A 21,619-nucleotide genomic window follows, 5' to 3' on the forward strand; every position below is an offset into this window, starting at 1 on the left:
GCGTCGCCCGGTTCTTGCTTAGGAGGGCCAAGCCCGTATGTCCTTGAAGCACTGTCTCACCGTGAACAGCGGGTGGGGCAGCCTGTCCTCGGGCAGCTTCGGTACCCGTGCTCTCCGACCCATCCTCGGCGCGCTCATCCCGTCGCTCGTCATGGTGGCGCGCCAGTCCGAGACCGGGAACAGCGATGACGCGCCCGATGACGATGACGCGGCGTCGACGAGCGCCTCCTCGGCGACCAGCGGCGCTGGCGGCGTCGACCACGGCCCCACCGTCAGCCACGGCGCCAGCATGGGCAGCCCCGGGGCGGGACGCCGCTCCCTGTCCGGTCAAGCCAGGGTGATTGCACGGGTCAGATCAGCGACTCATCGAAGGAGACCGTTGTATGCGTAATAGCCAAGGAGCCGTGCCGCGAGAGCTGCTCGACTGGGTCTTCAACCGTCGGCAGCCCCTCGTCAAGCTCGGGGCGTTCGCCATCACCAAGCCCGTACTCGTGTCCTGCAGGGAGGACGACGAGAGGGGCGGCGACCTGAGCGGGAGCGGCACCGGCGGCGGAGAGGGCACGTGGAGCGGCCCTGGTAGCTCGGGCAGCTGCACCGCCGGCCCCTTCGCCACCAGCTCGAGCAGCGCCGGCGGCGGCGTGGGCGCAGGCGGCGCCGACGCGCTGGACCCGTCGATCTTCAAGGGCGCCGGCAGCTGCCGAGTGACCGCCACGGACATCGGGGGTCCGTTCTTCATCGACGACCGCGAGATCCCGAACGACATCAGCCTGTTTCGCAGCGACATCCGGGACAACCACCCCGGCTGCGAGCTCCGGCTCTATGTCCGCCTGCTCGACGCCCGGAACAACCACGAGCCCATCCCCGACGCCGAGGTCTACATCTGGCACTGTGACGCGGATGGGCAAACCAGCGGCCTCGAGCATCAGAGCCCCTCCACGCCGTCCACGGGCGCGGCCGAGCACACGCCGGAGAGCCAGGATCGGTTCTGCCGCGGCGTGCAGCTCTCGGACCGCAACGGGATCGTGGGCTTCAAGTCGATCTATCCCGGGTCGGACGCGGGGCGGCCGGTCCACGTCCACATGGTCGCTCGCATCAACGGAGCCACGACAAGGCTGATCACGACGCAGCTCTATTTCGACGCGGACCTCAGCGTGGAGGTCTTCCAGAAGGAGCCAGCCTACGCGGCTCGCTCGGCGAACCTCCCGGCGTCCAGCCTCAATCCGCCGCCTGGCAAGGTGGTCATGCCGACCACGTACACCTCGGGGCTGATCACCAGCATTCTCAACATCATCGTCGATGCCTGAGCGCACGGGTGTCTCGCCCAGGGGGCAGTGCGTCACGCCCTCGGCTCGACCCGGGCCCCCCTCGGCGAGCCGGGACCGCGCCTGCCCGCTGCCTGTTGAACGTCACGAAATTTCGAGGAAACAGGGCACCTCTGCCGTTCGCCGCGCCGGCGCGGGGCGGACAATCGCCCTCCGGGGCGCCAGACTGCGGTAGGGAGGTTCCATGAGCGACACGGATCGGCTGGATCCCGGGAGCATGGCGCGCGCGTTCCGCGAGGCGCGGCGCCGCGGGATGGATGTGGAGCCGGCGGTCCTGTTCCACGACCTCGGGCGCATGCGGGCGCGCATCGGACGGATCGGCGCGGCGTTTCCGCCGGGCGCCCTCCACACCGTCGCGATCAAGGCGAACCCCCTCGTCGAGGTCCTGCGGGCGGCGGTCGACTGCGGCGCTGGGCTCGAGGCGGCCTCGCTCGAGGAGGTGAAGCTCGCGCTCGCCGCCGGCTGCCCGCCCGACCGCATCGTCTACGACTCTCCCGCGAAGTCCCGCGCCGACATCGCGGAGGCCCTCCGCCTGGGCGTGCGGCTCAACGCCGACAACCTCGACGAGCTCGGACGCATCGACGAGCTCGTCGGCCACGGGGGGGCGGCCAGCCGCATCGGGCTGCGCATCAACCCGCAGGTCGGGGCCTCCAGCATCGCCCTGACCAGCGTCGCGGATCGGCGCTCCAAGTTCGGGGTCCCCCTCGAACAGGCGGACGCGGTGCGCGCTGCCTTTGCGCGGTACCCGTGGCTCGCAGGGCTGCACGTGCACGTCGGCTCGCAGGGGTGCGCGCTCTCGCAGCTCATCGACGGGATCGGCCGCGTCGAGGCGCTGCGCCAGGAGCTCCGGCGCGCGATGGGCCCGCTCGCCGCCGGGACCATGGATATCGGCGGCGGTCTGCCGGTCGCCTACCGGAGCACGGACCGCCCCCCGGCGCTCGAGGACTACGCGGCCGCGCTGCGGCGCGAGGTGCCGACGCTCTTCGAGGAGGGGACCACGCTGATCACCGAGTTCGGGCGCTGGATCCAGGCGGGCTGCGGCTTCGCGGTCTCGCGGGTGGAGTACGTGAAGAAGGACTCGGCCGGGCGCACCGCGATCCTTCACCTCGGAGCCGACTTCCTGCTGCGCCGCGCGTATCACCCGGACGACTGGCACCATGACTTCATGGCGCTCGATCCCGAGGCCGAACCCAAGGGGGGGCCGCTCTCGCCGTGTACCCTCGGCGGCCCGCTCTGTTTCGGCGGCGACGTGCTGGCCCGCGAGCTCGCGTTTCCGGAGCTGTCGCCCGGCGATCTCGTGCTCATCCGCGACACGGGGGCTTACACGCTGAGCATGTGGTCCCGCCACTGCAGCCGCGGCATCCCTGCTGTGCTCGGCGTCGACGCCGACGACCTCCGGGTCCTGCGCGAGCGCGAGCTGCCAGAGGACGTCGTCGCGTTCTGGAGCCGCGGCCGCGGCCGGCCATGAGCCCGCCGCGCGGCGTTCACATGGCCGTTTCCAGGGGAATCCAGCATGTGGCACCATGGAGCGGCGAGCGCTGCGACGTGGAGGAGCAGAGATGAGATCGAGCGGAGCTTCGTGGGTCCTCGGGCGATGCGCACGAGCGTGGCGGGTCACGCTCCTCGGAGCCGCGCTGTGCGTGCCACCGGTCGCCAGCGCGGGCTGCGGCGATGACGAGGCGACGACCACCGCCTCGGTGTCCAGCGGCAGCGGCGGCGCGACGGGTGCCAGCTCGGGCGGCGGCGCTGCCGGCTCGGGCGGCTCCGGTGCCGGCGGCTCAGGCGGCTCTGGCGCGGCTGGCTCCGGTGGTTCCGGTGGCACCGGCGGCTCGGATGGCACCGGCGGCGCTGGCGGCTCCGGCGGCGACACCGTGAGCGTGCAGATCATCGCCTTCAACGACTTCCACGGCAACCTGGAGCCCCCTACAGGCAGCAGCGGCAGGATCACCGTACCTGCCACACCCACCAACACCACCGTGGACGCCGGCGGCGTCACTTACCTGGCGTCCCGCGTCGCCGCGCTCCGCGCCACGAATCCGAACACCGTGGTGGTCTCGGCCGGCGATCTCATCGGCGCGAGCCCGCTGGTGTCGGCGCTCTTTCATGATGAGCCCACGATCGAGGCCATGAACCTCCTCGGCCTCGACATCAACGGCGTCGGCAACCACGAGTTCGACAAGGGCACAGCGGAGCTCCTCCGGATGCAGTACGGCGGGTGCAGCCCGGCCGACGGCTGCACGGACGGCACCTTCTTCCCGGGCGCGAACTTCAAGTTCCTCGCCGCCAACGTCGTCGTGGACACGACGAGCGGCAGGACGCTCTTCCCGCGTTATGACATCCGCGAGTTCGACGGCGTGAAGGTCGCTTTCATCGGCATGACGCTCGAGGACACGCCGTCCATCGTGACGCCGATCGGCGTCGCGGGGCTGTCGTTCATGGATGAGGTCGACACGGTGAACGACATCGTCCCGGAGCTCCAGGCGCAGGGCATCGAGGCGATCGTCGTGTTGCTCCACGAGGGAGGGCTCCCCACCGGCCTCTTCAACGAGTGCCCGGGCCTCTCTGGCCCCATCATCGACATCGCCACGAACATCGACCCCGCCGTGGACGTGATCGTCTCAGGGCACACCCATCAGGCGTACAACTGCATCCTCGGCGACAAGATCGTGACGAGCGCGGCGTCGTTCGGCCGTCTGGTGACGGACATCGATCTGGAGATCAGCAAGAGCACGGGCGACGTCACGGCGAAGACGGCGAACAACGTCATCGTGACGCGCGAAGCGCCCGACGCGGACGTGAGCACCCTGGTGACGCGCTACAAGGATCTCGCGGCGCCGCTGGCCAGCGTGCAGGTCGGCACCATCACCGCGAATCTCGACCGCGCGGTCCCGGCCATGGGCGCCGGGCTGTTCACGATGGGCGCGGTGATCGCCGACGCCCAGCTCGCCGCCACGCGCGACGCGAGGACCGGCGGGGCCGAGATCGCGTTCATGAACCCGGGCGGCATCCGCGCGGACCTCACCTACACGGCCTCTGCCACCGAGGTCAGCGACGGGGTGGTCACGTTCGGTGAGGTGTTCACGGTGCAGCCCTTCGGCAACAGCCTGGTCGTGATGACCCTCACGGGGGCGCAGATCGACACGCTGCTGGAGCAGCAGTTCCGGCTGGACACGGGGGGCGTGCGGCAGAGCCTGATCCTGCAGATCTCGAACGGCTTCACGTACACCTACAGCCAGAGCGCGCCCATCGGCGCGAAGGTCGACATCGCCTCGATCCAGATCAACGGCGTCCCGATCGAGGCGGCGCGGACGTACCGGGTGACGGTGAACAGCTTCCTGGCGACGGGCGGCGACGGCTTCACCGTGCTCAAGGACGGCACCGATCGGCTCGGCGGCGCGCTGGATCTGGACGCGCTGCGGGACTACTTCGCGGCGAGCTCGCCCATCTCCCCGCCCGCGCTCGACCGGATCACGGTCGTGCCCTGATCGGGCTTCCTGGAGCTGCCGAGGTTGACGGCCGCGCTCGACTTCACGCGATAGAACGGCGGCTGGCTGGAGGACGCCGGCAGGGTCACGCCCTCCGGCCGAGGAGCTCTCTGAAGGGGCGCGAAAGCTCGCCCCCTAGCTGCGCGGCCTTCGTGCGTAGAGGAAGCGTGCATAGCCGATCTCGGCGGCGTTCTTCGTGAGCTCGACGTTGGCCCACGCGACGACGTCGCCGAACGGGCGGTCCTGGAAAGGCCATCGCGTCCGTCGTGTCGAGCGCAGGTCGTCGTCGGTCACCTGCTCGATCGCCGCTCGCCACTGGCCCTGAAGCCCTCCGAGCCACGCGCGCACGTCGCCGGCGTTGCCAGGCCACGTCACGTTCTCGCGGGTGAGAGCGCCGTCGCCGAAGGCGTGGTCGAGCACCATGGACCACCAGAAGCCGAGATGCCACGTCAGCCACGCGATGCTCGGCGGGCCGAGATCGTAGCCCTCGTGCTCCGGCCAGTCGGCGCGCCACTGGCCATCGGGGGTTTGACGAACGTGCAATCCCTGGTCAGCAGGGCGCCACAAGCACTCTTCGGTGGAGAGCCCGTCGAGGTGAAAGCTGGTGAGCTGCCAGGCTATCTCGAACTGCCGGATCAAGTAGCCGCCGACTTCGCTGGCCATCGGCGAAGGAGCGGCGTCAGGGCCATCACGTCTCATGGCCCCGACCCTAGCATGCCTGCCGTCCCTCTTCCTGCCCGCGCACGGAGACGAACGCGTGATGCTACTTCAAGGAGGCGCGTGCGGGATCCCCGTGGCCTCGAGACGCTCTCATGAGCGAGGTCTCGTCGAACGGACAGCCTCGACCGGCGAGGAGAGCCCGCCAGAGCGGCTCGAACGCGCCCGCCGGTCGGCCGACGCAGCCGTGGGAAGGGAGCGAGCCCGCTCTGCCTAGCCGGGATTCACCGCGATCTGCATCTGAGCGATCACGATGTCCCCTTCCATCACGGCCTTGGCACGAAGGCCGCTGTTGCCCGCCTCGTCGGCCTTGATGGCGCCCTGGTAGTAGTTCGCCAGGTTGCCGGTGGTGCGCGCCTTGTACGGCTCGTACTTGGTATGAACGGAGTCGGTGAAGGCGGGATCGAAGTAGAATTGCGTCGTGAAGATGTGGTCTCCACCCTGGTACGTGGTGCGACCCTTCGACATCGATCCCTTCTTGAAGCAGACGAAGTGGATGTGAACGTCGCGGCCGTTGTACCAGCCGGGGAAGATGCTCCTGAACGAGACGACGCCGTTCGCGTCCGTGGTCTGCACGCCGCGACAGAAACGGTCCGTGTTGGTGAGATCGTTCTGACCCGGCCTGCCCGCGTAGGGCGCGTCGGGCTTCTGCTCGTTGGCAGTACCCCTGGTCCCGAAGCCGCTGTAGAACCCCTGCCCGTCCGTGTGCCAGATGTAGACGTCCACGTCGGGCAGGCCTACGCCCTTGCCATCGCAGTCGGGCGCGCTCAGGTCGACCACGCGCAGGTGGAGGTGCATCTCCACACCTTCTGGCGCGCTCTCATTGTAGCGACCACGAATGTCCTGTCGGACCAGGGAGATGTCGTCGTTCTTCTCGAGCTCGTGAATGAAGAAGGGGCCCTGACCGGCGCCGTCCGTCTTGTTGATCGCCCTGCACATCGGGACGTTGTCGAACGGCGGCGCCTCTAGGCCGTCGCCGCCGCCGCTGCCGCCGCTACCTCCCGCGCCTCCCGCGCCCGGCTCGGAGCCTCCCTCGCCCGAGCCGCCCGTGCCTGCCGTGGTGGAGGTGGCCGGTCCCGCGCCGCTCGAGCTCGACGTGGTGGTGGCGGGGTCGGCCCCGCCGCCTCCGCTACCCGAGGCCGTGGTCCCACTGCCCCCGGAGCTCGCAGAGCCTCCGCCGGCGCCGCTGGGGTCATCCGACTCGCCGCCGTCTCCGCACGACACGGTGACGGCAATCACTCCCAGCCCCAGGAGCGCCTGCCGCCGGTCAACGACCTTGAACAACGGGCCCTGGGTCTCGGTATCTCGTTCCTTGCTCATAAAGCAGCTCTCCTCAGGTGGTCGATGACCTGTCCGTCCGGCGGACAAGGCGCCGAAAAGGCGGCAACATCTTCCCAAGAACGGCGACAGTAAAGCATGGCGGCGCGGGGCGTGGAAGACGGGACCCGAGCTGATCCCACATTCCCGCCTTCATGTAGTTATCCTCCGCTGTTTCACGCGCATCGGCGCGTCAGGTATCGAGGGTGACAGGGGCCTGCACGCCACCCCGGATCCACGTGCGAAGAGCCTCGATCAACGCCGGGAATCCCATGGCTCAGGCCGGCATCGGTTGCTTGTTGCACGTCGCCTGGGAGAGGGCGCCGCAGGCAGCGGCTGTGCAGTAAGACGAGGCATCCTTCGATGCATGAGTGCGTTGTGGATACAGCGCACTTTTCCAGGAGGGAGGCGAATCGCGCAAGCGACCTTTCACCGCACGATCGCGGGCCGGGGTGGCCACACCATCCGCTGCTCGGCCGCGAGCGCTGGCGAACGATGGATGGCGGGCGGCGCCGCGAACGACGCCTCCGACGTGCCGCCGCCGGGCGCGGTCTTCTTCGGCCACCAGTCCATGCTGAGGTGGATGTGGTGGTGGTGATACGGCCACCCCTCGCCGTACGCCATCCGGTCCGAGAAGCTCGCGAGCTCGTCGTCGGTGATCTTCCGCCGATCCCGGGCCGGAAGGGCGTTCAGCTTGGCCGCGGTCCTCGACAGGAACGGCGCGATGACCTTGTCCACGCCGATGACGCGCGTGCGGGGCGAGCGGAACAGCCTGGCCATGAAGAACGCCTCCCGCTCGAGGTCGACGATGTGCTTCCGCTTCGCGGCCGAAGAGCAGTACCCGTCCTCGTGCTTCGACCCGTCTCCGCAGATGATCTCCCCATCGTTCGATCCGTCCGTCTGGAAATAGGCGATGTCGATGTTGCCACCCTGGTCGTGCGTCGACTCGGGGTGACGCGGGCTGTCGACGTCGTAGCCGGGCGTGACGCCGTTGATCTGGCAGACGTCGATCAGCGAGAGCGGCGTCGTGCCCGGGAACGCATGCAGCGTCTCCGCGAGGGCGTCCCGGACGAGCATGATGAGCTCGCGCCGAGCAAAGCGGTAATTGCTGAACGTCTCCCAGATGTAGCCGCCCCCGACCACCGAGTCGTCAAGGTCGGGGAACGGGAACGGCAAGAGCCCGCCGCCGCGCTCGCCGAAGCCGGCGCACTCGTCGAACGAGAAGCCGGCGTCCACGCAGCTCGGGCCGTCGACATACGGAGTCGACGTCACGTCCAGGCCATAGACGTTCTGCGCGCCGTCGTGGCCGACGACCCGGACGAAGTACTCGGCGCCACCCCGCTCGGAGTAGAACCCGTAGAACTCGGTGTCCGTCTCCTGATCGCGGTACGCGTACGGGTACTGCGCGCCGTCGCGCGAGCCGAGCAGGCGGCCCACGCCGTCATAGACCACCAGATCGATGTCCCCGGCGGCCTGACGGAACCGGATGCCCACGCGGACGATGGTCCGCTCCGGCACCACGATCTTGAGCCAGTCCTCGTCCCCCTCGCAGAGGGTGAGGTCCTTCGTGACGCCCATGGGCGCTGTCACCGCTGCTCCCAGGTCGTCGTTGGGCTCGAGGGCGTCGCCCTCGGCGCCGCAGGCGGAGGGGCCCTTGCGGCACTCGCCGCCATCGCAGGAGCTGCCCTCCGGACACCAGCCGGACGGGACGTCGGGTGAGCACGCGACATCGTCCGATACGCAGAGCTCCCCGAGGCAGGTCGTGCCCTCCGGGCAGGTCGACGCGCCGTCGCAGCCGGCGAAGCAGGCCGACCTGCCCTCGCCGTCGACGGTGTGACACACGTAGCCAGGCCGGCAGTCGAGATCGCTGCCGCAGGTGTTCATGCACACCGGCGAGCCGCCCTCCGCCGCGGGGAAGCAGCCCGCGCCTGGCCCGCACTCGTCATCGCTCTCGCAGTCGAAGGCGAGGCAGTACCCCTCCACCCAGCCGTTCGGCGCCGCGGGATCCTCGTCACGATAGCAGGTCGCGCCGCGCAGCGAGCACGCCTCGTCGGCGTCGCAGGCCGCGCCGATCTCCCCGGCGCCGACCGTATCCTCCGCGCACGCCGCGCCGCAGGCCGCGTTGCACCCGTCGCCGCGCCGAGGAGAGCACAGGCCGTGACGGCTCTGCACGCCATCGCAGGTCTCTGGATCATAGAGGGGATAACACACCCCCGAGTCGGTCAGGATGTCCGTGTTGAAGCAGCGAGAGCCGGGCGCGCAGCCCTGCTCGCTGTTCGGCGCCGTACACAGCCCCTCCGCGCGCTGCATGCAGATGCCGAGCACGCAGACGGCCGCCTCGCCGTCGCAGTCCGCATCGCAGCTGCAGCTCGCGCCGACGGGGCGGCGCTTCTGGCTCGCCCCGCCGCTCTGCATCTCGCTGTCGACCGTCAACTCCGAATCCCATGGGTCCACATCACACGCTTCCAGAGAACCCATGAGCGCCGGCACCACCACGAAGAGCCATCGCCAATGTAGATCCATGCCACCCTGCCTAGTGAGGAGTGCGAGACCGCACCTGTCGAGCGTTCTAGTCCCAGGCGAGGGGTAACTGGTTATTGAAAAGAGCGTAGGAGTCACGCGGGATACCCCGCGCGAAGATATTCCCAGCTTCGCAGCGGCGTTGTTGTCCCCGCGCGTGGGGGCGCCCACGCGACGAGCGGCTGGCGCGCGTCCGCCGCGGTGGACTCGCGGTCATCCGACGCACCGGCCGCGCCGCGCGGCGCCCGTCATCGCGTCGGCCCGGGGCGCCTACTCGTACTTCTGGCTGACGCGGAACGAGCCGAGCGAGCGTACGCCCGTCGCGTGCTGCTCGAGCAACGCGAGGGCTTCCTTGAACGCAGGCTCCTCCGTGCTGCCCTCGCACTCGACGAGGAAGAGGTACTCTTCAGGGCTGTCCGGCAGCGCGCGAGAGACGATGCGCGTGAGGTTGATGTGGTGTCTCCCGAGCGCGGAGAGCGCCGCGACCAGGGCGCCCGGGCGGTGGTCCAGCCCGAACAGGAGCAGCGTCCGCCCCCCCGAGGCCGGCGGCTCCGCGACCTTCCCGACGATGAAGAAGCGCGTGATGTTCTCGCCCTTCGCGCCGAGCTTCGGCACGAGGATCTCCAGCTTGTAGATGGCCGCCGCGCCCTTGTTGCCGATCGCGCAGGCCTCGCCGTCCTGCGCCGCGCGCTCGACCGCCTCGGCGGTGCTCTCGGCCTCGAGGATCTGCGCGTCAGGGTAGGTCTCGCGCAGCCAGTCGCTGCAGTGCTTGAGCGGGACGAAGTGCGAATAGATGCGCTTCGGCGCCACGCCCGTTCTGCCGAGGAGCGACAGCGTGACGTGCAGCGAGAGCTCCTCGCACACGACGAGCGCGGCGCCCGTGCCCTCGCGGCGGATCAGCTGATCGACGGTGTCGTAGATCGGTCCGCCCACCGCGTTCTCGATCGGCACGACGCCGTAGGTCGCCGCGCCGCCAGCCACGGCGTCGAACACCTCCGAGATGGTGCGCCGGGGCGTGAGCTCCGCGCTCGCGCCGAAGCGCCGGGACGCGACCTCGTGGCTGAACGTCCCGGGCCGCCCGAAGTAGGCGACCCGCTGGCGCGCCGCCGGGGCCCCTGCCGCGTCGCTCGCCGCGGGCGCCGCGTCGTCGCCGCGCGCCGTCCCTGGCTTCCCCGCGTCAGCCGACATGAGCGACGGGCGCCTCGCCAGCGCCCGCGCGGACGGTCGCGACACGCCCCCCGCAGGGCGCGCCGCTCCGCCGTGGGACCGGCATCCTTCGATGGAAGCTGTGCATCGAGCGCCGCCTGTCTACCGGCGCGATGCGGCGGCGTCCAGCGAGGAAAGCGGCGGCGTCTCGCGTGTCTCGCCTGTCTCGCCTGTCTCGCCTGCCCGCGCGAGGAGGCGCCCGCCGCCGCGGTGCACCAGTCAGCCGCCGAGCCCGCCCGTGCGTCGATCGCACCCCAGCAGCCGGGCGGGAGCACCATCGTGGCCGACGATGCCGGAAGGCCCCCTGGCGCGGTTCGGGTGAGGAACGATCGTTACATCCCGAGAACCATCGTCAAGCGGCGCTTTCCCGAGCGATTCGGCCTGCATGCGCGCAGTTGCGCATGCGGAGGGTGGCGCAGGAGACAACCACATGCACATACATCCGACCACTTTTTCGATCGAATTTCGCCTGTGATCGCCCCGACCAGTTTTTGCAAGTTCCGTTTCTTGTGATAACGATCGTTACGCGATGTCGGGAACGGGGCGTGGAGGCCATGGTTCAGGGCCGCCGAACGACAGAGAAGGGGCCTACTGGCGGATCTTCAACAAGAAAACGATCGTGCTCGTGCGGCGATGGCTTCGCCTCCTGGGGGTTCCGCGCCGGGATCGCTGGGACATCGCCCAGAACGTGATGCTCGCGGCGCATGAGAGCTTCGGGAACTACGATCCGGAGCTCGGGCCGTCCGACCGCTGGCTGAACAAGATCGCTGTCCACGCCGCGTCCCACTACGGGCTGCGCGAGCGGCGCCGGAGGGAGGAGCCGTTGCCTGACGACTTCGACGCAGAGCTCGACGAGCCCTCGGCCGAGGAGCAGATCATCTCGGCGTGCGATCGCCTGTTCGCGCGCGCGGTCCTGCGCGAGCTCGACGCCGAGTTCGGCGCGATCCTCATGGCCCACGACATCGAGGGCGTCCCCATGGCGGACTTCGCGAGCCGGGCGGGAGTCCCCCTCTCGACGGCGTACAAGCGGCGGAGCCGGGCGCTCGCCGCGTTTCAGCAGCTGGCCACGCGGCGCCTCGCGTCGATGCCCGGCGCAGAGGCGCGGGGCGGCGGCCGGCCGGAGTCCGGCGCTGGGTCGCCTCGCGTCGCGGGCTGCTCCGCGCGGACGTGACGGCTCAGGGGCTCATCGCCCGCGCCGGCTCGATGACGAGGGAGCGGAGCCGCGCGACCCGCGCTCCTCGGACCGAGGCCGCGAGCGGAGCCGCGCGCGCTCCGGATCCTCGTTGATGAGCGCGAGGATGGCCTGCTTCTTCGGCGAGTCGTCGGGCTCGATCAGCAGGAAGAGGAGCGCCTCCTGGAGAGCCTCGGGCGCGCGATCGAAGCGATCGGCGACGACCGCGGAGACCGGGCTCCTCCCGTCGCCGGGCAGGAGGAGCCGAGCATCGCAGTTGAGCCCCTGTGCGATGAGCGCCAGCGCGCCGAGCCCGAGGTCGCGCTCGCCGCGCTCGACCTGCCGCAGGTAGGTCGCCGAGAGGCGCGCTTTCTCGGCGAACTCGGCGTAAGTGAGCCCGTGCAGCTGCCGGAGCACGCGAATGGCTCGACCGACCTCCTTGGGAAGCGCATCGCTCATGGCCGGCGCAGCCTATCAACTCCCGCCGCAGCCGGAAAAGGACGATCGCACGTTTCTCCCTGCATTCGCGCGGGGGCGCACGTCGATGTCGGTTACTTACTATAACTGATTCAGCTCCTCCAAGAGCGCCCGGGAGTGCGAGTTCTCGCGCCTCTCGATCGCTATGCCGGTGAGGAGGGGCGCTTGGCCGCAGCTCGGATCGACGCGGGGTCAGCGTCGGTTGCGTCGGTTGCGTCGGTTGCGTCGGTTGCAGCCTCAGGGCGCTTCTGTCATTCCTGGCGCGTTCGCTGGCAGGATGTGCGCTGGTTCGAGCGCGTGTCTCGGCCCCTTCGGGGGACGGCAAGGGGTTCGATGATCCGTCTGGAGCTTTCAGGAGAGCACACCCGGCTGCACTCGACGCTGTGCGCCCAGTGCCCGCAGGGCCCCGCGGGGTGCTGCGTCAGCCCGCCCGAGCTCGACTGGACGGACATCGGGCGCATCGTCTCCCTCGACGGCCGTGGCTGGCTGCTCGAGCAGATCGCCGCAGGCAACCTGCTCCCCGTGAGCCGCGGACTCGAGCTCCGGCGCGTGCGGAAGCGGGAGGAGCGCACGGCCCCGCGGCAATCGAAGTGCGTCTATCACGGCGCGCGCGGCTGCTCCGTCCCCGCCGAGCGGCGGGCCGCGACATGCAATTACTTCCTCTGCGAGGACGCCTTCGCCGAGCGCACGGACGGCCAGACGGATCCTGCGTCCGCCGAGAGCCGCCGGGCGCACGCGCTCCTCCGCGACGTCTACGGCCGCTGGGACCGTGAGCTCGCCGAGGCGGTCGCGTCCCGCCCGGAAGGGCCGACGTGGGACGCGGCGTTCCTCGACTGGCTGGGCGCGGAGTTCGAGCGGCTCTCGCGCGCGTCGCGCGACGAGCTCGGCGAGCTCACCGCGCCTGGCCTCACCGCGCGTGGATCTGGATAGAGAGCGCCCCTGGCGCGGCGAGCGCGCCCGTCTCCCGGGGATCACCCGTCACAGCATGGCGACCGGATCCACGTCGATGATCACCCGGGCGTTCCGGTCAAGGCCATCCCTTATCAGCCCGGCCAGCGCCGCGAGCGTCCCCCGGAGCGGACCGCGATCGCGCGCCCGGAGGAGCACCCGGAACCGGTAGCGGCCGCGCAGGCGCGCGATCGGCGCCGCCGACGGGCCGAGCACCTCGACGCGCCGGGCGACCCCCTCGGGGCAGGTGCGGGCGTGGGCCGCGAGCTTCGCCGCGGCGCCGCGCCCCACGCTCTCGTCGACCGCGTCGATCCGGAGCAGCGCGAGGCGCGTGGCGGGCGGATAACCCACCTCCTCGCGGTCGCGGATCTCCCGCTCGAGAAAGCCAGGCACGTCGTGCGCCGCGGCGAACGCGATGGCCGGGTGCTCGGGGTTGCGCGTCTGGATGAGCACACGGCCGGGGCGGTCGCGCCGCCCCGCGCGCCCGGCCACCTGCACGAGCAGCTGGAAGCCGCGCTCGGCCGCGCGGAAGTCGGGCAGCCCGAGCGCGGCGTCGGCGTTCACCACGCCGACCAGCGTCACGTTGGGAAGGTCATGGCCCTTCGTGACCATCTGCGTGCCGACCAGGATGTCGATCTTGCCCTCGCGCATCCTCGCGAGGATCGCCTGCGAGCGATCCTTGCCGGCGACGTCGCGATCGAGGCGCGCCACGCGCGCCTCCGGGAACGAGCCGGCGATCGTGGCCTCGAGCCGCTCGGTGCCGAGCCCCTCGAGCAGCAGGTTCCGCGCGCCGCACGCGCCGCAGCGGTCCGGCAGCGGCCCCGCATAGTCGCAGTAGTGGCAGCGCAGCCGCCCCCCCTCCGGCCGCTCGTCGAGCGGCGCCGCGGGCGCGGGCGCGCCGCCCGGCGAAGGCGGGCGCGCGTCGCGGCGCCGCCCGCGGTGGTACGTCAGCGCGACCGAGCAGGCGTCGCACGTGGTCAGCGTCCCGCACGAGCCGCAGACGACGCTCGGCGCGAAGCCGCGGCGGTTCAGGAAGAGGATCGCCTGCTCCTTCGCCGCGAGCGTCTTCTCGAGCGCGCGGTGCAGCGGCAAGGAGATCAGCGGATCGCCCGAGGGGCCGGCGCGGAAGCGGCGGAGATCGACGAGGGAGACCTCGGGGAGGCTGGCCTCGCGGTGCGCGCGGTCCGGCAGGCGCAGCTCGGCGAGCTTGCCGCGGCGCACCAGCGCGACGGACTCGATGGAAGGGGTCGCGGAGCCGAGCACGCACACCGCCCCCGCGCGGTGGGCGCGGAGCAGCGCCATGTCGCGCGCGTGGTAACGCACGCCCTCCTCCTGCTTGAACGAGCCGTCGTGCTCCTCATCGACGAGGATGAGGCCGAGGTCCGGCACCGGCGCGAACAGCGCGGAGCGCGCCCCGATGGCGACGCGCACCTTGCCGACGTGGAGGCTCGCCCACATCGCGTGGCGATCGGCGTCGCTCAGCCCGCTGTGCAGCACGGCGAGCTCGTCGCCGAAGCGGGCGCGGAAGCGCGCGACGAGCTGCGGGGTGAGGGCGATCTCCGGCACCATGACGAGCGCGCCGCGGCCCCGGTCGAGGCAGCTCTTGATGGCGCGCAGGTACACCTCGGTCTTGCCGGAGCCGGTCACGCCGAAGAGGAGGAACGCGCTCGGCCGCGGCTCCTGCCCGGCGGGCCGCGGCTCCTGCCCGGCGGGCCGCGGCTCCTGCTGGGCGATCGCAGGGTGCTCCCCTCCCCCGGGCGGCGCGGACAGCGCCGCGAGCGCCGCGTCGATGCGCGCCGCGGCCTCGGCCTGCGCCGCGTTGAGCTCGGGAGGCACGTCGCGCTCCTCGGCGCGGCGGAAGAACGGGTCGCGCGGCGGCTCGCGCTCGTCCAGGGCGACGAGGTTGCGCTCGGCGAGCTTCTTCAGGGCGCTGCGCGCGTTGCCGAAGCGCTCCTCGATCCGCGCGACCGGCTGCTCGCCGTTCGCCCGGAGCAGCGCGAGCACCGCCGCGGCCTGCCCGCGGAGCGTGCCGGGCTCCTCGACGACGTCGGTCGCGCTCGCGTACGCGACCTTGCGGCCGCCGACCTGCTTGGCGCGGCCGAGGTCGAGGACGCCGTCGAGCTCCCCCTGGGCCTTGAGCGCGCGCACCTGCTCGCGCTCGAGCGCCGGCAGCGCGAGGCGGAGCACCTCGCCGATCGGCGCGAAGTAGTAGGCGGCGAGCTCCTGCAGGAAGGCGAGCAGCTCCGCTGGCAGCGCTGGACGCGCGTCGACGAGCGCCGCGAGCGGCTTGATCTTGGACGGATCGATGGCCGCGCTGCGCTCGCTGACGGCGAGCACCACGCCGAGCAGCTTGCGCCGATGGAACTCGCAGAGGACGCGCGCCCCCGGTCGGACCTCGCCGGCGAGCGCGGCGGGGACCTCGTAGGTGAAGGCCTGCGAGAGCGGGACGGGCACCGCGACATCGGCGAGGAGGGGCATCGCTCCGGGAGGGCCGCGCGTGGCGCGGCACGGGCGAGATACCAGAGAACGCCGCCCAGGACGAGGAACGCAGGGCGTGCGCGCGGGCGCCGCGCCGGGCCCGCAAAGGAAAGACTCCAAAAAAAAAGCGCCGCCGGGGCCTCGGGGGGGGGAAGGCCGCGCCGGCAGCGCTGGCCGGACATAGAGCACCGTCCATGCCATCCGCGGGATTCGCGATTCGAACGTATTTCACTTCAGATGGGGCGCTCGCTGATTTCGAACCTGAAATTTCGGCAGAGCACCATTGCAGAAGCGAACTGAGCGGCCTGCTCGAGCATCACAGAGGCACGCGCCGCGGGAGGGGGTGGGAACGCCGGACCCGCTCCCGCGGGGTCCGCCGATTGCTCGGGATCCGGTCAGGGGTTCACCACTGGACGGTCGGCGGGGCGGGCGCCATGCGCTGGAAATCCGCGCAGCGCGCCTCGGAAGGGGGGAACATGATCGGAAGCGCAGTCTTGGGGGGAATCGAGGAGCAGGACTGGATCGACCGGATGGCCGACCCGCTTCAGCGCGGCATCCAATCCGTCCTGAGGCGAGCGCCCACGGTCGCCAAGGTGCTGCATGGCAAGTTCCTCGGGCACCCCTTGCACCCGGTGCTGGTGACCATCCCCATCGGTGCGTGGTCCTGCGCGCTGGTGCTCGATCTCGCCGGCATCGGCCGCAGGCGGCGTCGTCTCCATCGGGGAGCGGACGCGACCGCGGCCATCGGCCTCGGCGGGGCGCTCGTGGCCACCTTCGCCGGGCTCGCCGACTGGAGCACCACCCTCGGCCCCGCGAAGCGGATCGGCTTCGTCCACGGCGCCGTGAACCTCGCGATCGCCGGCCTGTACGGCGCCTCGCTCGCCTCCCGGGCGATCGGGCTGCGGCCGCTCGGGATCGCGCTGTCGACCGCGGGCTTCGGCCTCGCGGGGGCAAGCGGCTGGCTCGGCGGAGAGCTCATCTACCGCTACGGCGTCGGCATCGGCAACGACGCGTGCGAGCGGAGGCCGGAGATGCAGGTGCCCGTGCCCGAAGCGCCGATCGCCGACGCGGGCTGACGGCGACGGGCGCCGGCGCGCCGGACGGGAGCGAGATACGACGTTCTCCTCGACCGAGCGGGCGCTAGCGCGCCGCGAGATAGCAGCCCGCGATGACGAGCGCGGCGAGGGCGAACAGCAGCGCGCAGTGCACGAGCCATGGCACGAGCCGGCGCTGCTGCGGTCGAGCGAGCGGAGGCTGCGCCCTGGCCCAGGGCGGCGGCTCGGCCAGGGCCAGCGCGGCGGGCTCTGCGCCCTGCGCGCCGGCCGCCCTCGCGGGCAGCGCGGCGGCCTCCATCACCGGCGGCGCTGCCATCGCCATCGCGCCCTGCGCGCCGATGTCCATCGCGCTCGGCGTGACGGCCTCCCTCGCGCTCGGCGCGATGGCCTCCCTCGCGCTCGGCGCGATGGCCACGGCCGCGATCGGCTCGATCACCGCAGGCGGACCGAGCTCCAGCGCGCGCACCGCGCGCTCGCGCGCCCGGCGGGGCGCGACCAGCTCCGCACCGAAGTTGTCGCGCAGCCACGCCCCGAAGCGCAGCGGGCTCGCCGTCAGCTCGGCCGCCGCCGCGTAGGCGGCGATGTCCTGGAGCATCGCCGCCGCGCTCGGGTAGCGCTCGTCGGGCGCGACCGCGAGCGCCCGCGCCACGATCGCGTGGAGCGCCGCCTCGTCGGGGAGCCCGCGCTCCACGAGCGGCGGGATCGACGCGCGCCGCGCGAGCTCGAGCAGATCGCCCCGCGCCGCTTCCTTGGAGAGCGCGGCGCCGGGGCTCGCGCTGTACATCCGCCGGCCGGCGAGCAGCTCCCAGAGCAGGATGCCCGCCGCGAAGACGTCGGATCGCGCGTCGAGCGCCTCGCCCCGGGCCTGCTCGGGGCTCATGTAGCCGGCCTTGCCCTGCAGCGCCTCGTCCATGGCTCCGCAGCGCTCGTGCGCGCGGGCGATGCCGAAGTCGCAGAGCTTGATCTCGCCCTCGAAGCTCAGGAGCACGTTCGACGGCGAGACGTCGCGGTGCACGACGCCCTTCCGGTGGGCGTACGCGAGCGCCTGGAGCGCCTCGGCGATGATCAGCAGCGAGAACGCGACCGGGAACTTCACCTTCTGGCGCGCGCAGCGGCGGAGCAGCTCGCGCAGGTCGAGGCCCTCGACGTACTCCATCGCGATGAAGAGCGAGCCGTCCTCGCGGCAGAGGTCCTCGACCTGCACGATGGACGCGTGGCGCAGCCCCGCCGCGAGCCTGGCCTCGCTCGCGAGCATCTCGACGAAGCGCGGGTCGTGCGCGAACCTCGGGGCGACCTCCTTGATGGCGACGAGGCGCGCGGCGCCGAGGTCCGTGCGCACCCGGGCCAGGTAGAGATCGGCCATCCCTCCCTGGCCGATGTGATCGAACAGCGTGTAGCGGCCGATCTGGCACGGCAGCAGCCGCCCCCCGCGGGGCGCCGCGCGGCGGCGGGGAGTGTCCTCGCGCGCGGCGCCGAGGGGGAGAGCGGGCAGGCCGGAAGGCGGGTACGGGAGCGTGCCTCCGCGACGCACATCGAGGCGATCGATCTGCACGAGCCGTCGTCGCAGACTTCGCCCGGGCGGGCCAACTAAGTGGACGCGGCGCTGTTCAGGCCCTGGGGCGCGCAGCTCAGGCGCGGCGCAGTCCACGTCAGTTCACGTCAGTTCACGTCAGTCCACGTCAGTCCACGTCAGTTCACGTGCAGCGCGCGCGGCGGCGGGCTACATCCGGCGCATGGCGTTCAGCGCAGGCTGGGGACCGGCCTTTGCCGGGTCGTTCATCCGCATCGTCGACGACCGGGGGCGCAAGCACGAGTGGCGCTCCCCTCCGCAGCGCATCGTCTCGCTCGTGCCGAGCGACACCTACTCGCTCCTCCGGCTCGGCGCCCGGGATCGGCTCGTCGGCCGCACCCGCTACTGCGTCGCGCCCGCCGGGGACGTCGAGGGCATCGAGCTCGTCGGCGGCACGAAGGACGCCGACGTCGACCGCATCGCCGCGCTCGACCCCGACGTCGTCGTCGCGAACCAGGAGGAGAACAGCAAGCGCGACATCGAGCGCCTCGACGCCGCGGGGCTCCGGGTGCTCGTCTCGTTCCCGAAGCGGGTCGCCGACGGCGTGGCGCACCTCGCCCGGCTGGCGCGCCTGCTCGGGCACGCCGCGGCGAGGCCCGGCGCGCCCGCGCCCTCGGCGTACGTGGAGCACGGCGCCCCGGGCCAGCCGCCGGCGGCCGCGGCGCGCGAGCTGGTCGCGGCCGCCTACCGCGCCCACGCCGCGGCCGAGGCGCGGCGCCGCGAGCGCCCGCCGATCCGCGCCTTCGTCCCGATCTGGATGGACCCGCTGATGACCGTCCACGGCGACACGTTCCTCTCCGACGTGCTCGATCTCGTGGGCGCGCAGAACGTCTTCGAGGATCGGCCCCGGCGCTACCCGCTCGCGGCCGACCTGGGCAAGGCGCCGCCGCTGCCCCCCGAGCGCGTCCAGGGCCGCGACCTCCGCTACCCCCGCGTGACCCTCGACGAGGTGATCGCCCGCGCCCCGGAGCTCGTCCTGCTGCCCGATGAGCCGCACGCCTTCACCGACGCCGACGCGGCAATATTTCGCTCCCTCGACATCCCCGCTGCCCGCCGTGGCCACGTGATCAGGTGCGACGGCAAGGACCTCATGTGGTACGGCGCGCGGGCGCTCGAGGGGCTCAGTCGGCTGCGCGAGATCGTCGACGCCGCCCGTCCCTGATGCACGCGCGAGCGTCGGGTCAGGGGGTGCGACGCCGAATTCCCGCGGCCTTGCGGCCGAGCAAGCCCCTCCTCGCCACGCCGCAGTTGGGGTAGGAACGTAGGATGACGTGGACACGGGAGACGTTGCGGGCAGAGATCATCCAGCTCCTGGAAGGACACACGGCCGGCGAGGTAAAGATCGAGGAGTCGAGCCACCTCGTCGCCGACCTCAGCCTCGACTCGCTGGGAGTGATGGAGATCGTCGCGGATATGGAGGATAAGTTCGACCTCTCGATCCCCGACGACATGTTGCGCGAGGTCGACACGGTCGCCGACGTCGTCAAGGCCATCGAGCTCCGGCTCAAGAACGAAGGAAGGCTCTCGGGATGACGGCTGTTTGGAAACCGCGGACGGTCGCGCAGGCGATCGAGGACGCAGCGGCAAGCACGAAGACGGGCTATCGATTCATCGAGGAGTCCAGCGAGAACGAGCCGTTCTTCACGCACGGGGGCATCGAGCGGGCCAGCGCGCGCTTCGGCGGCGCGCTCCAGGCGCTCGGGCTCCAGAAGGGCGATCGCGTCGCGTTGATCCTGCCGGACAACGCCGATTTCATCTTCGCCTTCCTGGGCGCGATCCGCGCGGGCGTCATCCCGGTGCCCATCTACCCGCCGACCGGCCTCGGCAAGCTGACCGGCTACCTCGAGAACACGCTGCACATCGTCGCGAAGAGCGGCGCCAAGGTGCTGCTCACGAGCGCCGAGATCAAGCGGATGCTCGGCACGATCCAGGCGCAGGCGCCGGCGCTCGAGCAGATCGTGGCGGTGGAGGGCCTCCGGGGCGCCCGCGAGGAGCTCAAGCCGGTCAAGGTCGAGCTCGACGACGTGTGCTTCCTCCAGTTCACGAGCGGCTCGACGTCGCGCCCGAAGGGCGTGGTGCTCACGCACGCGAACCTGGCGTCCAACGTGCGGGCGATCGTGGATCTCGGCCTGGCGGTGCGCGAGTCGGTCGACACGGGCGTGTCGTGGCTGCCGCTCTACCACGACATGGGGCTCATCGGCTTCGTGATCGCGCCGCTCTACTACGTCAACACGATCACGTTCCTGCCGCCGCTCCTGTTCCTGAAGCGCCCGGTGCGCTGGCTGGAGACGATCACGCGCCACCGGGGCAACGTGTCGTTCGGCCCGAACTTCGCCTATGCGCTCTGCGTGAAGCGGATCCGAGAGCAGGAGATGGCGGGGCTGGATCTCTCGACGTGGCGGGTCGCCGGGTGCGGCGCCGAGCCGATCCGGGCCGACAACCTGCGCGCGTTCGCCGAGAAGTTCGCGCCGGTCGGGTTCGACGAGAAGGCGTTCGTCTGCTCGTACGGGATGGCCGAGAGCACGCTGGCGGTGTCGTTCAGCGCGCTCGGGGCCGGGCTGCAGACCGACGCGGTGGACGGCGAGACGCTCTGGAAGGAGGGCAAGGCGACGCCCGTCCCGGCCGACGGCGAGGGCGCGTCGTCGCTCGTGCAGTGCGGGTCGGCGTTCGAGGGGCACGAGATCGCGGTCTTCGCGTCGGACGACGCGGAGAGCGCGCGCCCGCTCGGCGATCGCGAGGTCGGGGAGCTCCGGCTGCGGGGCCCGAGCGTGATGCCCGGCTATTTCAACGATCCGGATCTCACGAAGGAGGCGTTCGCGGGCGGCTGGCTGCGGACCGGCGATCTCGGGTACCTCGCGGAGGGCAAGGTCTATATCTGCGGGCGCTCGAAGGAGGTCATCATCGTCAACGGGCGCAACTACTACCCGCAGGATCTCGAGTGGGAGGCGAGCCGCGTCTCCGGGGTCCGCAAGGGCAACGTGATCGCGTTCGGGACGATGAAGCCGCACAACGACCGCGAGCGCGTGGTCATCGTCTTCGAGACCCCGGCGTCGGACGAGCAGGAGAAGCAGGCGCTGAAGGGCGAGGTGCGCCGCGTCGTCCAGCAGGCCATGGGGCTCACCGTCGATGACGTGGTGGCGGTCGGGGCGGGCATCCTGCCGAAGACCTCGAGCGGGAAGCTCCAGCGGAGCAAGACGCGGGAGCTCTACGAGAACGGGGAGCTGCTGATCCGCAGCTCGTCGCGCGAAGGGGACCGGCTGGACGCGGCGAAGGAGTTCGCCAAGAGCCAGATCAACTTCTTCCGCCACGCGATCTTCCGCGGGCGCGGGGGGTGATCCTGGAGGGGCCTCGGA

17 protein-coding genes are annotated in these 21,619 nt (G+C 71.2%); 9 read left to right on the forward strand and 8 right to left on the reverse strand.

Features of this window, described 5'->3' with window-relative positions; translation table 11 throughout:
* Positions 1 to 18 precede the first annotated feature (18 nt).
* Entirely contained in the window at positions 19 to 291 is a 273-nt protein-coding gene (locus WME73_RS39065; RefSeq protein ID WP_437741363.1) for a hypothetical protein, read from the reverse strand.
* A gap of 92 nt (positions 292 to 383) precedes the next feature.
* On the opposite strand from WME73_RS39065, the gene WME73_RS39070 reads away from it, so the two are divergent.
* The 3 genes from WME73_RS39070 (at position 384) to WME73_RS39080 (ending at position 4,807) form a co-directional block, all read left to right on the forward strand.
* Positions 384 to 1,304 carry a protocatechuate 3,4-dioxygenase gene (locus tag WME73_RS39070; protein WP_437912917.1) on the forward strand — a complete coding sequence of 307 codons (921 nt, stop codon included), beginning with the start codon at positions 384 to 386 and terminating at the stop codon, positions 1,302 to 1,304.
* A gap of 202 nt (positions 1,305 to 1,506) precedes the next feature.
* Positions 1,507 to 2,790, forward strand: a complete 1,284-nt coding sequence (locus WME73_RS39075; RefSeq protein ID WP_437912918.1) for a diaminopimelate decarboxylase — start codon at positions 1,507 to 1,509, stop codon at positions 2,788 to 2,790.
* A gap of 91 nt (positions 2,791 to 2,881) precedes the next feature.
* Positions 2,882 to 4,807: a bifunctional metallophosphatase/5'-nucleotidase gene (locus WME73_RS39080; RefSeq protein WP_437912919.1), complete on the forward strand. Its 1,926-nt coding sequence runs from the start codon at positions 2,882 to 2,884 to the stop codon at positions 4,805 to 4,807.
* A 135-nt stretch (positions 4,808 to 4,942) separates the two neighbouring features.
* Here the strand turns inward: WME73_RS39080 and WME73_RS39085 are convergent, their stop codons facing one another.
* The 4 genes from WME73_RS39085 to WME73_RS39100 form a co-directional block, all read right to left on the reverse strand.
* Positions 4,943 to 5,506: a DinB family protein gene (locus WME73_RS39085; protein WP_437912920.1), complete on the reverse strand. Its 564-nt coding sequence runs from the start codon at positions 5,504 to 5,506 to the stop codon at positions 4,943 to 4,945.
* 231 nt (positions 5,507 to 5,737) lie between these two features.
* On the reverse strand, positions 5,738 to 6,844 hold the full coding sequence (locus WME73_RS39090) for a hypothetical protein (RefSeq protein ID WP_437912921.1): 1,107 nt from the start codon (positions 6,842 to 6,844) through the stop codon (positions 5,738 to 5,740).
* Positions 6,845 to 7,270: 426 nt separating this feature from the next.
* The gene (locus WME73_RS39095) at positions 7,271 to 9,364 is read right to left on the reverse strand and encodes a hypothetical protein (RefSeq protein WP_437912922.1); all 2,094 of its coding nucleotides are present in this window, start codon (positions 9,362 to 9,364) and stop codon (positions 7,271 to 7,273) included.
* A 267-nt stretch (positions 9,365 to 9,631) separates the two neighbouring features.
* Positions 9,632 to 10,549 (reverse strand): prephenate dehydratase, encoded by a 918-nt coding sequence (locus WME73_RS39100; protein ID WP_437912923.1) that lies wholly within the window; start codon positions 10,547 to 10,549, stop codon positions 9,632 to 9,634.
* A gap of 547 nt (positions 10,550 to 11,096) precedes the next feature.
* On the opposite strand from WME73_RS39100, the gene WME73_RS39105 reads away from it, so the two are divergent.
* The gene (locus tag WME73_RS39105; RefSeq protein ID WP_437741371.1) at positions 11,097 to 11,738 is read left to right on the forward strand and encodes a sigma-70 family RNA polymerase sigma factor; all 642 of its coding nucleotides are present in this window, start codon (positions 11,097 to 11,099) and stop codon (positions 11,736 to 11,738) included.
* A gap of 12 nt (positions 11,739 to 11,750) precedes the next feature.
* Here WME73_RS39105 and WME73_RS39110 read toward each other — a convergent pair whose 3' ends face one another.
* Positions 11,751 to 12,197, reverse strand: coding sequence for a helix-turn-helix domain-containing protein (locus WME73_RS39110; RefSeq protein ID WP_437741372.1), 447 nt, complete (start codon positions 12,195 to 12,197; stop codon positions 11,751 to 11,753).
* Between the two features lie 351 nt (positions 12,198 to 12,548).
* Between WME73_RS39110 and WME73_RS39115 the strand changes: the two genes are divergently transcribed.
* Positions 12,549 to 13,145, forward strand: coding sequence for a hypothetical protein (locus WME73_RS39115; RefSeq protein ID WP_437852724.1), 597 nt, complete (start codon positions 12,549 to 12,551; stop codon positions 13,143 to 13,145).
* 48 nt (positions 13,146 to 13,193) lie between these two features.
* Here the strand turns inward: WME73_RS39115 and priA are convergent, their stop codons facing one another.
* A complete protein-coding gene (gene priA / locus WME73_RS39120; protein ID WP_437912924.1) occupies positions 13,194 to 15,641 on the reverse strand; it encodes a replication restart helicase PriA in 2,448 nt (815 codons plus the stop codon).
* A gap of 476 nt (positions 15,642 to 16,117) precedes the next feature.
* On the opposite strand from priA, the gene WME73_RS39125 reads away from it, so the two are divergent.
* Positions 16,118 to 16,717: a DUF2231 domain-containing protein gene (locus WME73_RS39125; RefSeq protein ID WP_437741375.1), complete on the forward strand. Its 600-nt coding sequence runs from the start codon at positions 16,118 to 16,120 to the stop codon at positions 16,715 to 16,717.
* A gap of 64 nt (positions 16,718 to 16,781) precedes the next feature.
* On the opposite strand, the gene WME73_RS39130 is transcribed toward WME73_RS39125, so the two are convergent.
* Complete coding sequence (locus tag WME73_RS39130) at positions 16,782 to 18,248, reverse strand: serine/threonine-protein kinase (RefSeq protein WP_437912925.1); 1,467 nt, start codon at positions 18,246 to 18,248, stop codon at positions 16,782 to 16,784.
* A 181-nt stretch (positions 18,249 to 18,429) separates the two neighbouring features.
* On the opposite strand from WME73_RS39130, the gene WME73_RS39135 reads away from it, so the two are divergent.
* The 3 genes from WME73_RS39135 (at position 18,430) to WME73_RS39145 (ending at position 21,601) form a co-directional block, all read left to right on the forward strand.
* Entirely contained in the window at positions 18,430 to 19,428 is a 999-nt protein-coding gene (locus WME73_RS39135; protein ID WP_437741377.1) for a helical backbone metal receptor, read from the forward strand.
* A 104-nt stretch (positions 19,429 to 19,532) separates the two neighbouring features.
* Positions 19,533 to 19,799: an acyl carrier protein gene (locus WME73_RS39140; RefSeq protein WP_012239660.1), complete on the forward strand. Its 267-nt coding sequence runs from the start codon at positions 19,533 to 19,535 to the stop codon at positions 19,797 to 19,799.
* Positions 19,796 to 21,601 carry a fatty acyl-AMP ligase gene (locus WME73_RS39145; protein WP_437741378.1) on the forward strand — a complete coding sequence of 602 codons (1,806 nt, stop codon included), beginning with the start codon at positions 19,796 to 19,798 and terminating at the stop codon, positions 21,599 to 21,601. Before WME73_RS39140 ends, WME73_RS39145 begins: the two co-directional genes overlap by 4 nt.
* Positions 21,602 to 21,619: the final 18 nt, after the last annotated feature.

The sequence above is a fragment of the Sorangium sp. So ce302 genome (genome assembly GCF_051530145.1).
Taxonomy (GTDB): Bacteria; Myxococcota_A; Polyangia; order Polyangiales; family Polyangiaceae; genus Sorangium; species Sorangium cellulosum_B.

What these genes read in the sequence shown, in the direction of transcription:
- WME73_RS39065 (WP_437741363.1), bottom strand. Translation starts at nt 291, where the DNA reads ATGCTGGCGCCGTGGCTGACGGTGGGGCCGTGGTCGACGCCGCCAGCG.
- WME73_RS39070 (WP_437912917.1), top strand. Translation starts at nt 384, where the DNA reads ATGCGTAATAGCCAAGGAGCCGTGCCGCGAGAGCTGCTCGACTGGGTC.
- WME73_RS39075 (WP_437912918.1), top strand. Translation starts at nt 1,507, where the DNA reads ATGAGCGACACGGATCGGCTGGATCCCGGGAGCATGGCGCGCGCGTTC.
- WME73_RS39080 (WP_437912919.1), top strand. Translation starts at nt 2,882, where the DNA reads ATGAGATCGAGCGGAGCTTCGTGGGTCCTCGGGCGATGCGCACGAGCG.
- WME73_RS39085 (WP_437912920.1), bottom strand. Translation starts at nt 5,506, where the DNA reads ATGAGACGTGATGGCCCTGACGCCGCTCCTTCGCCGATGGCCAGCGAA.
- WME73_RS39090 (WP_437912921.1), bottom strand. Translation starts at nt 6,844, where the DNA reads ATGAGCAAGGAACGAGATACCGAGACCCAGGGCCCGTTGTTCAAGGTC.
- WME73_RS39095 (WP_437912922.1), bottom strand. Translation starts at nt 9,364, where the DNA reads ATGGATCTACATTGGCGATGGCTCTTCGTGGTGGTGCCGGCGCTCATG.
- WME73_RS39100 (WP_437912923.1), bottom strand. Translation starts at nt 10,549, where the DNA reads ATGTCGGCTGACGCGGGGAAGCCAGGGACGGCGCGCGGCGACGACGCG.
- WME73_RS39105 (WP_437741371.1), top strand. Translation starts at nt 11,097, where the DNA reads ATGTCGGGAACGGGGCGTGGAGGCCATGGTTCAGGGCCGCCGAACGAC.
- WME73_RS39110 (WP_437741372.1), bottom strand. Translation starts at nt 12,197, where the DNA reads ATGAGCGATGCGCTTCCCAAGGAGGTCGGTCGAGCCATTCGCGTGCTC.
- WME73_RS39115 (WP_437852724.1), top strand. Translation starts at nt 12,549, where the DNA reads ATGATCCGTCTGGAGCTTTCAGGAGAGCACACCCGGCTGCACTCGACG.
- priA (WP_437912924.1), bottom strand. Translation starts at nt 15,641, where the DNA reads ATGCCCCTCCTCGCCGATGTCGCGGTGCCCGTCCCGCTCTCGCAGGCC.
- WME73_RS39125 (WP_437741375.1), top strand. Translation starts at nt 16,118, where the DNA reads ATGATCGGAAGCGCAGTCTTGGGGGGAATCGAGGAGCAGGACTGGATC.
- WME73_RS39135 (WP_437741377.1), top strand. Translation starts at nt 18,430, where the DNA reads ATGGCGTTCAGCGCAGGCTGGGGACCGGCCTTTGCCGGGTCGTTCATC.
- WME73_RS39140 (WP_012239660.1), top strand. Translation starts at nt 19,533, where the DNA reads ATGACGTGGACACGGGAGACGTTGCGGGCAGAGATCATCCAGCTCCTG.
- WME73_RS39145 (WP_437741378.1), top strand. Translation starts at nt 19,796, where the DNA reads ATGACGGCTGTTTGGAAACCGCGGACGGTCGCGCAGGCGATCGAGGAC.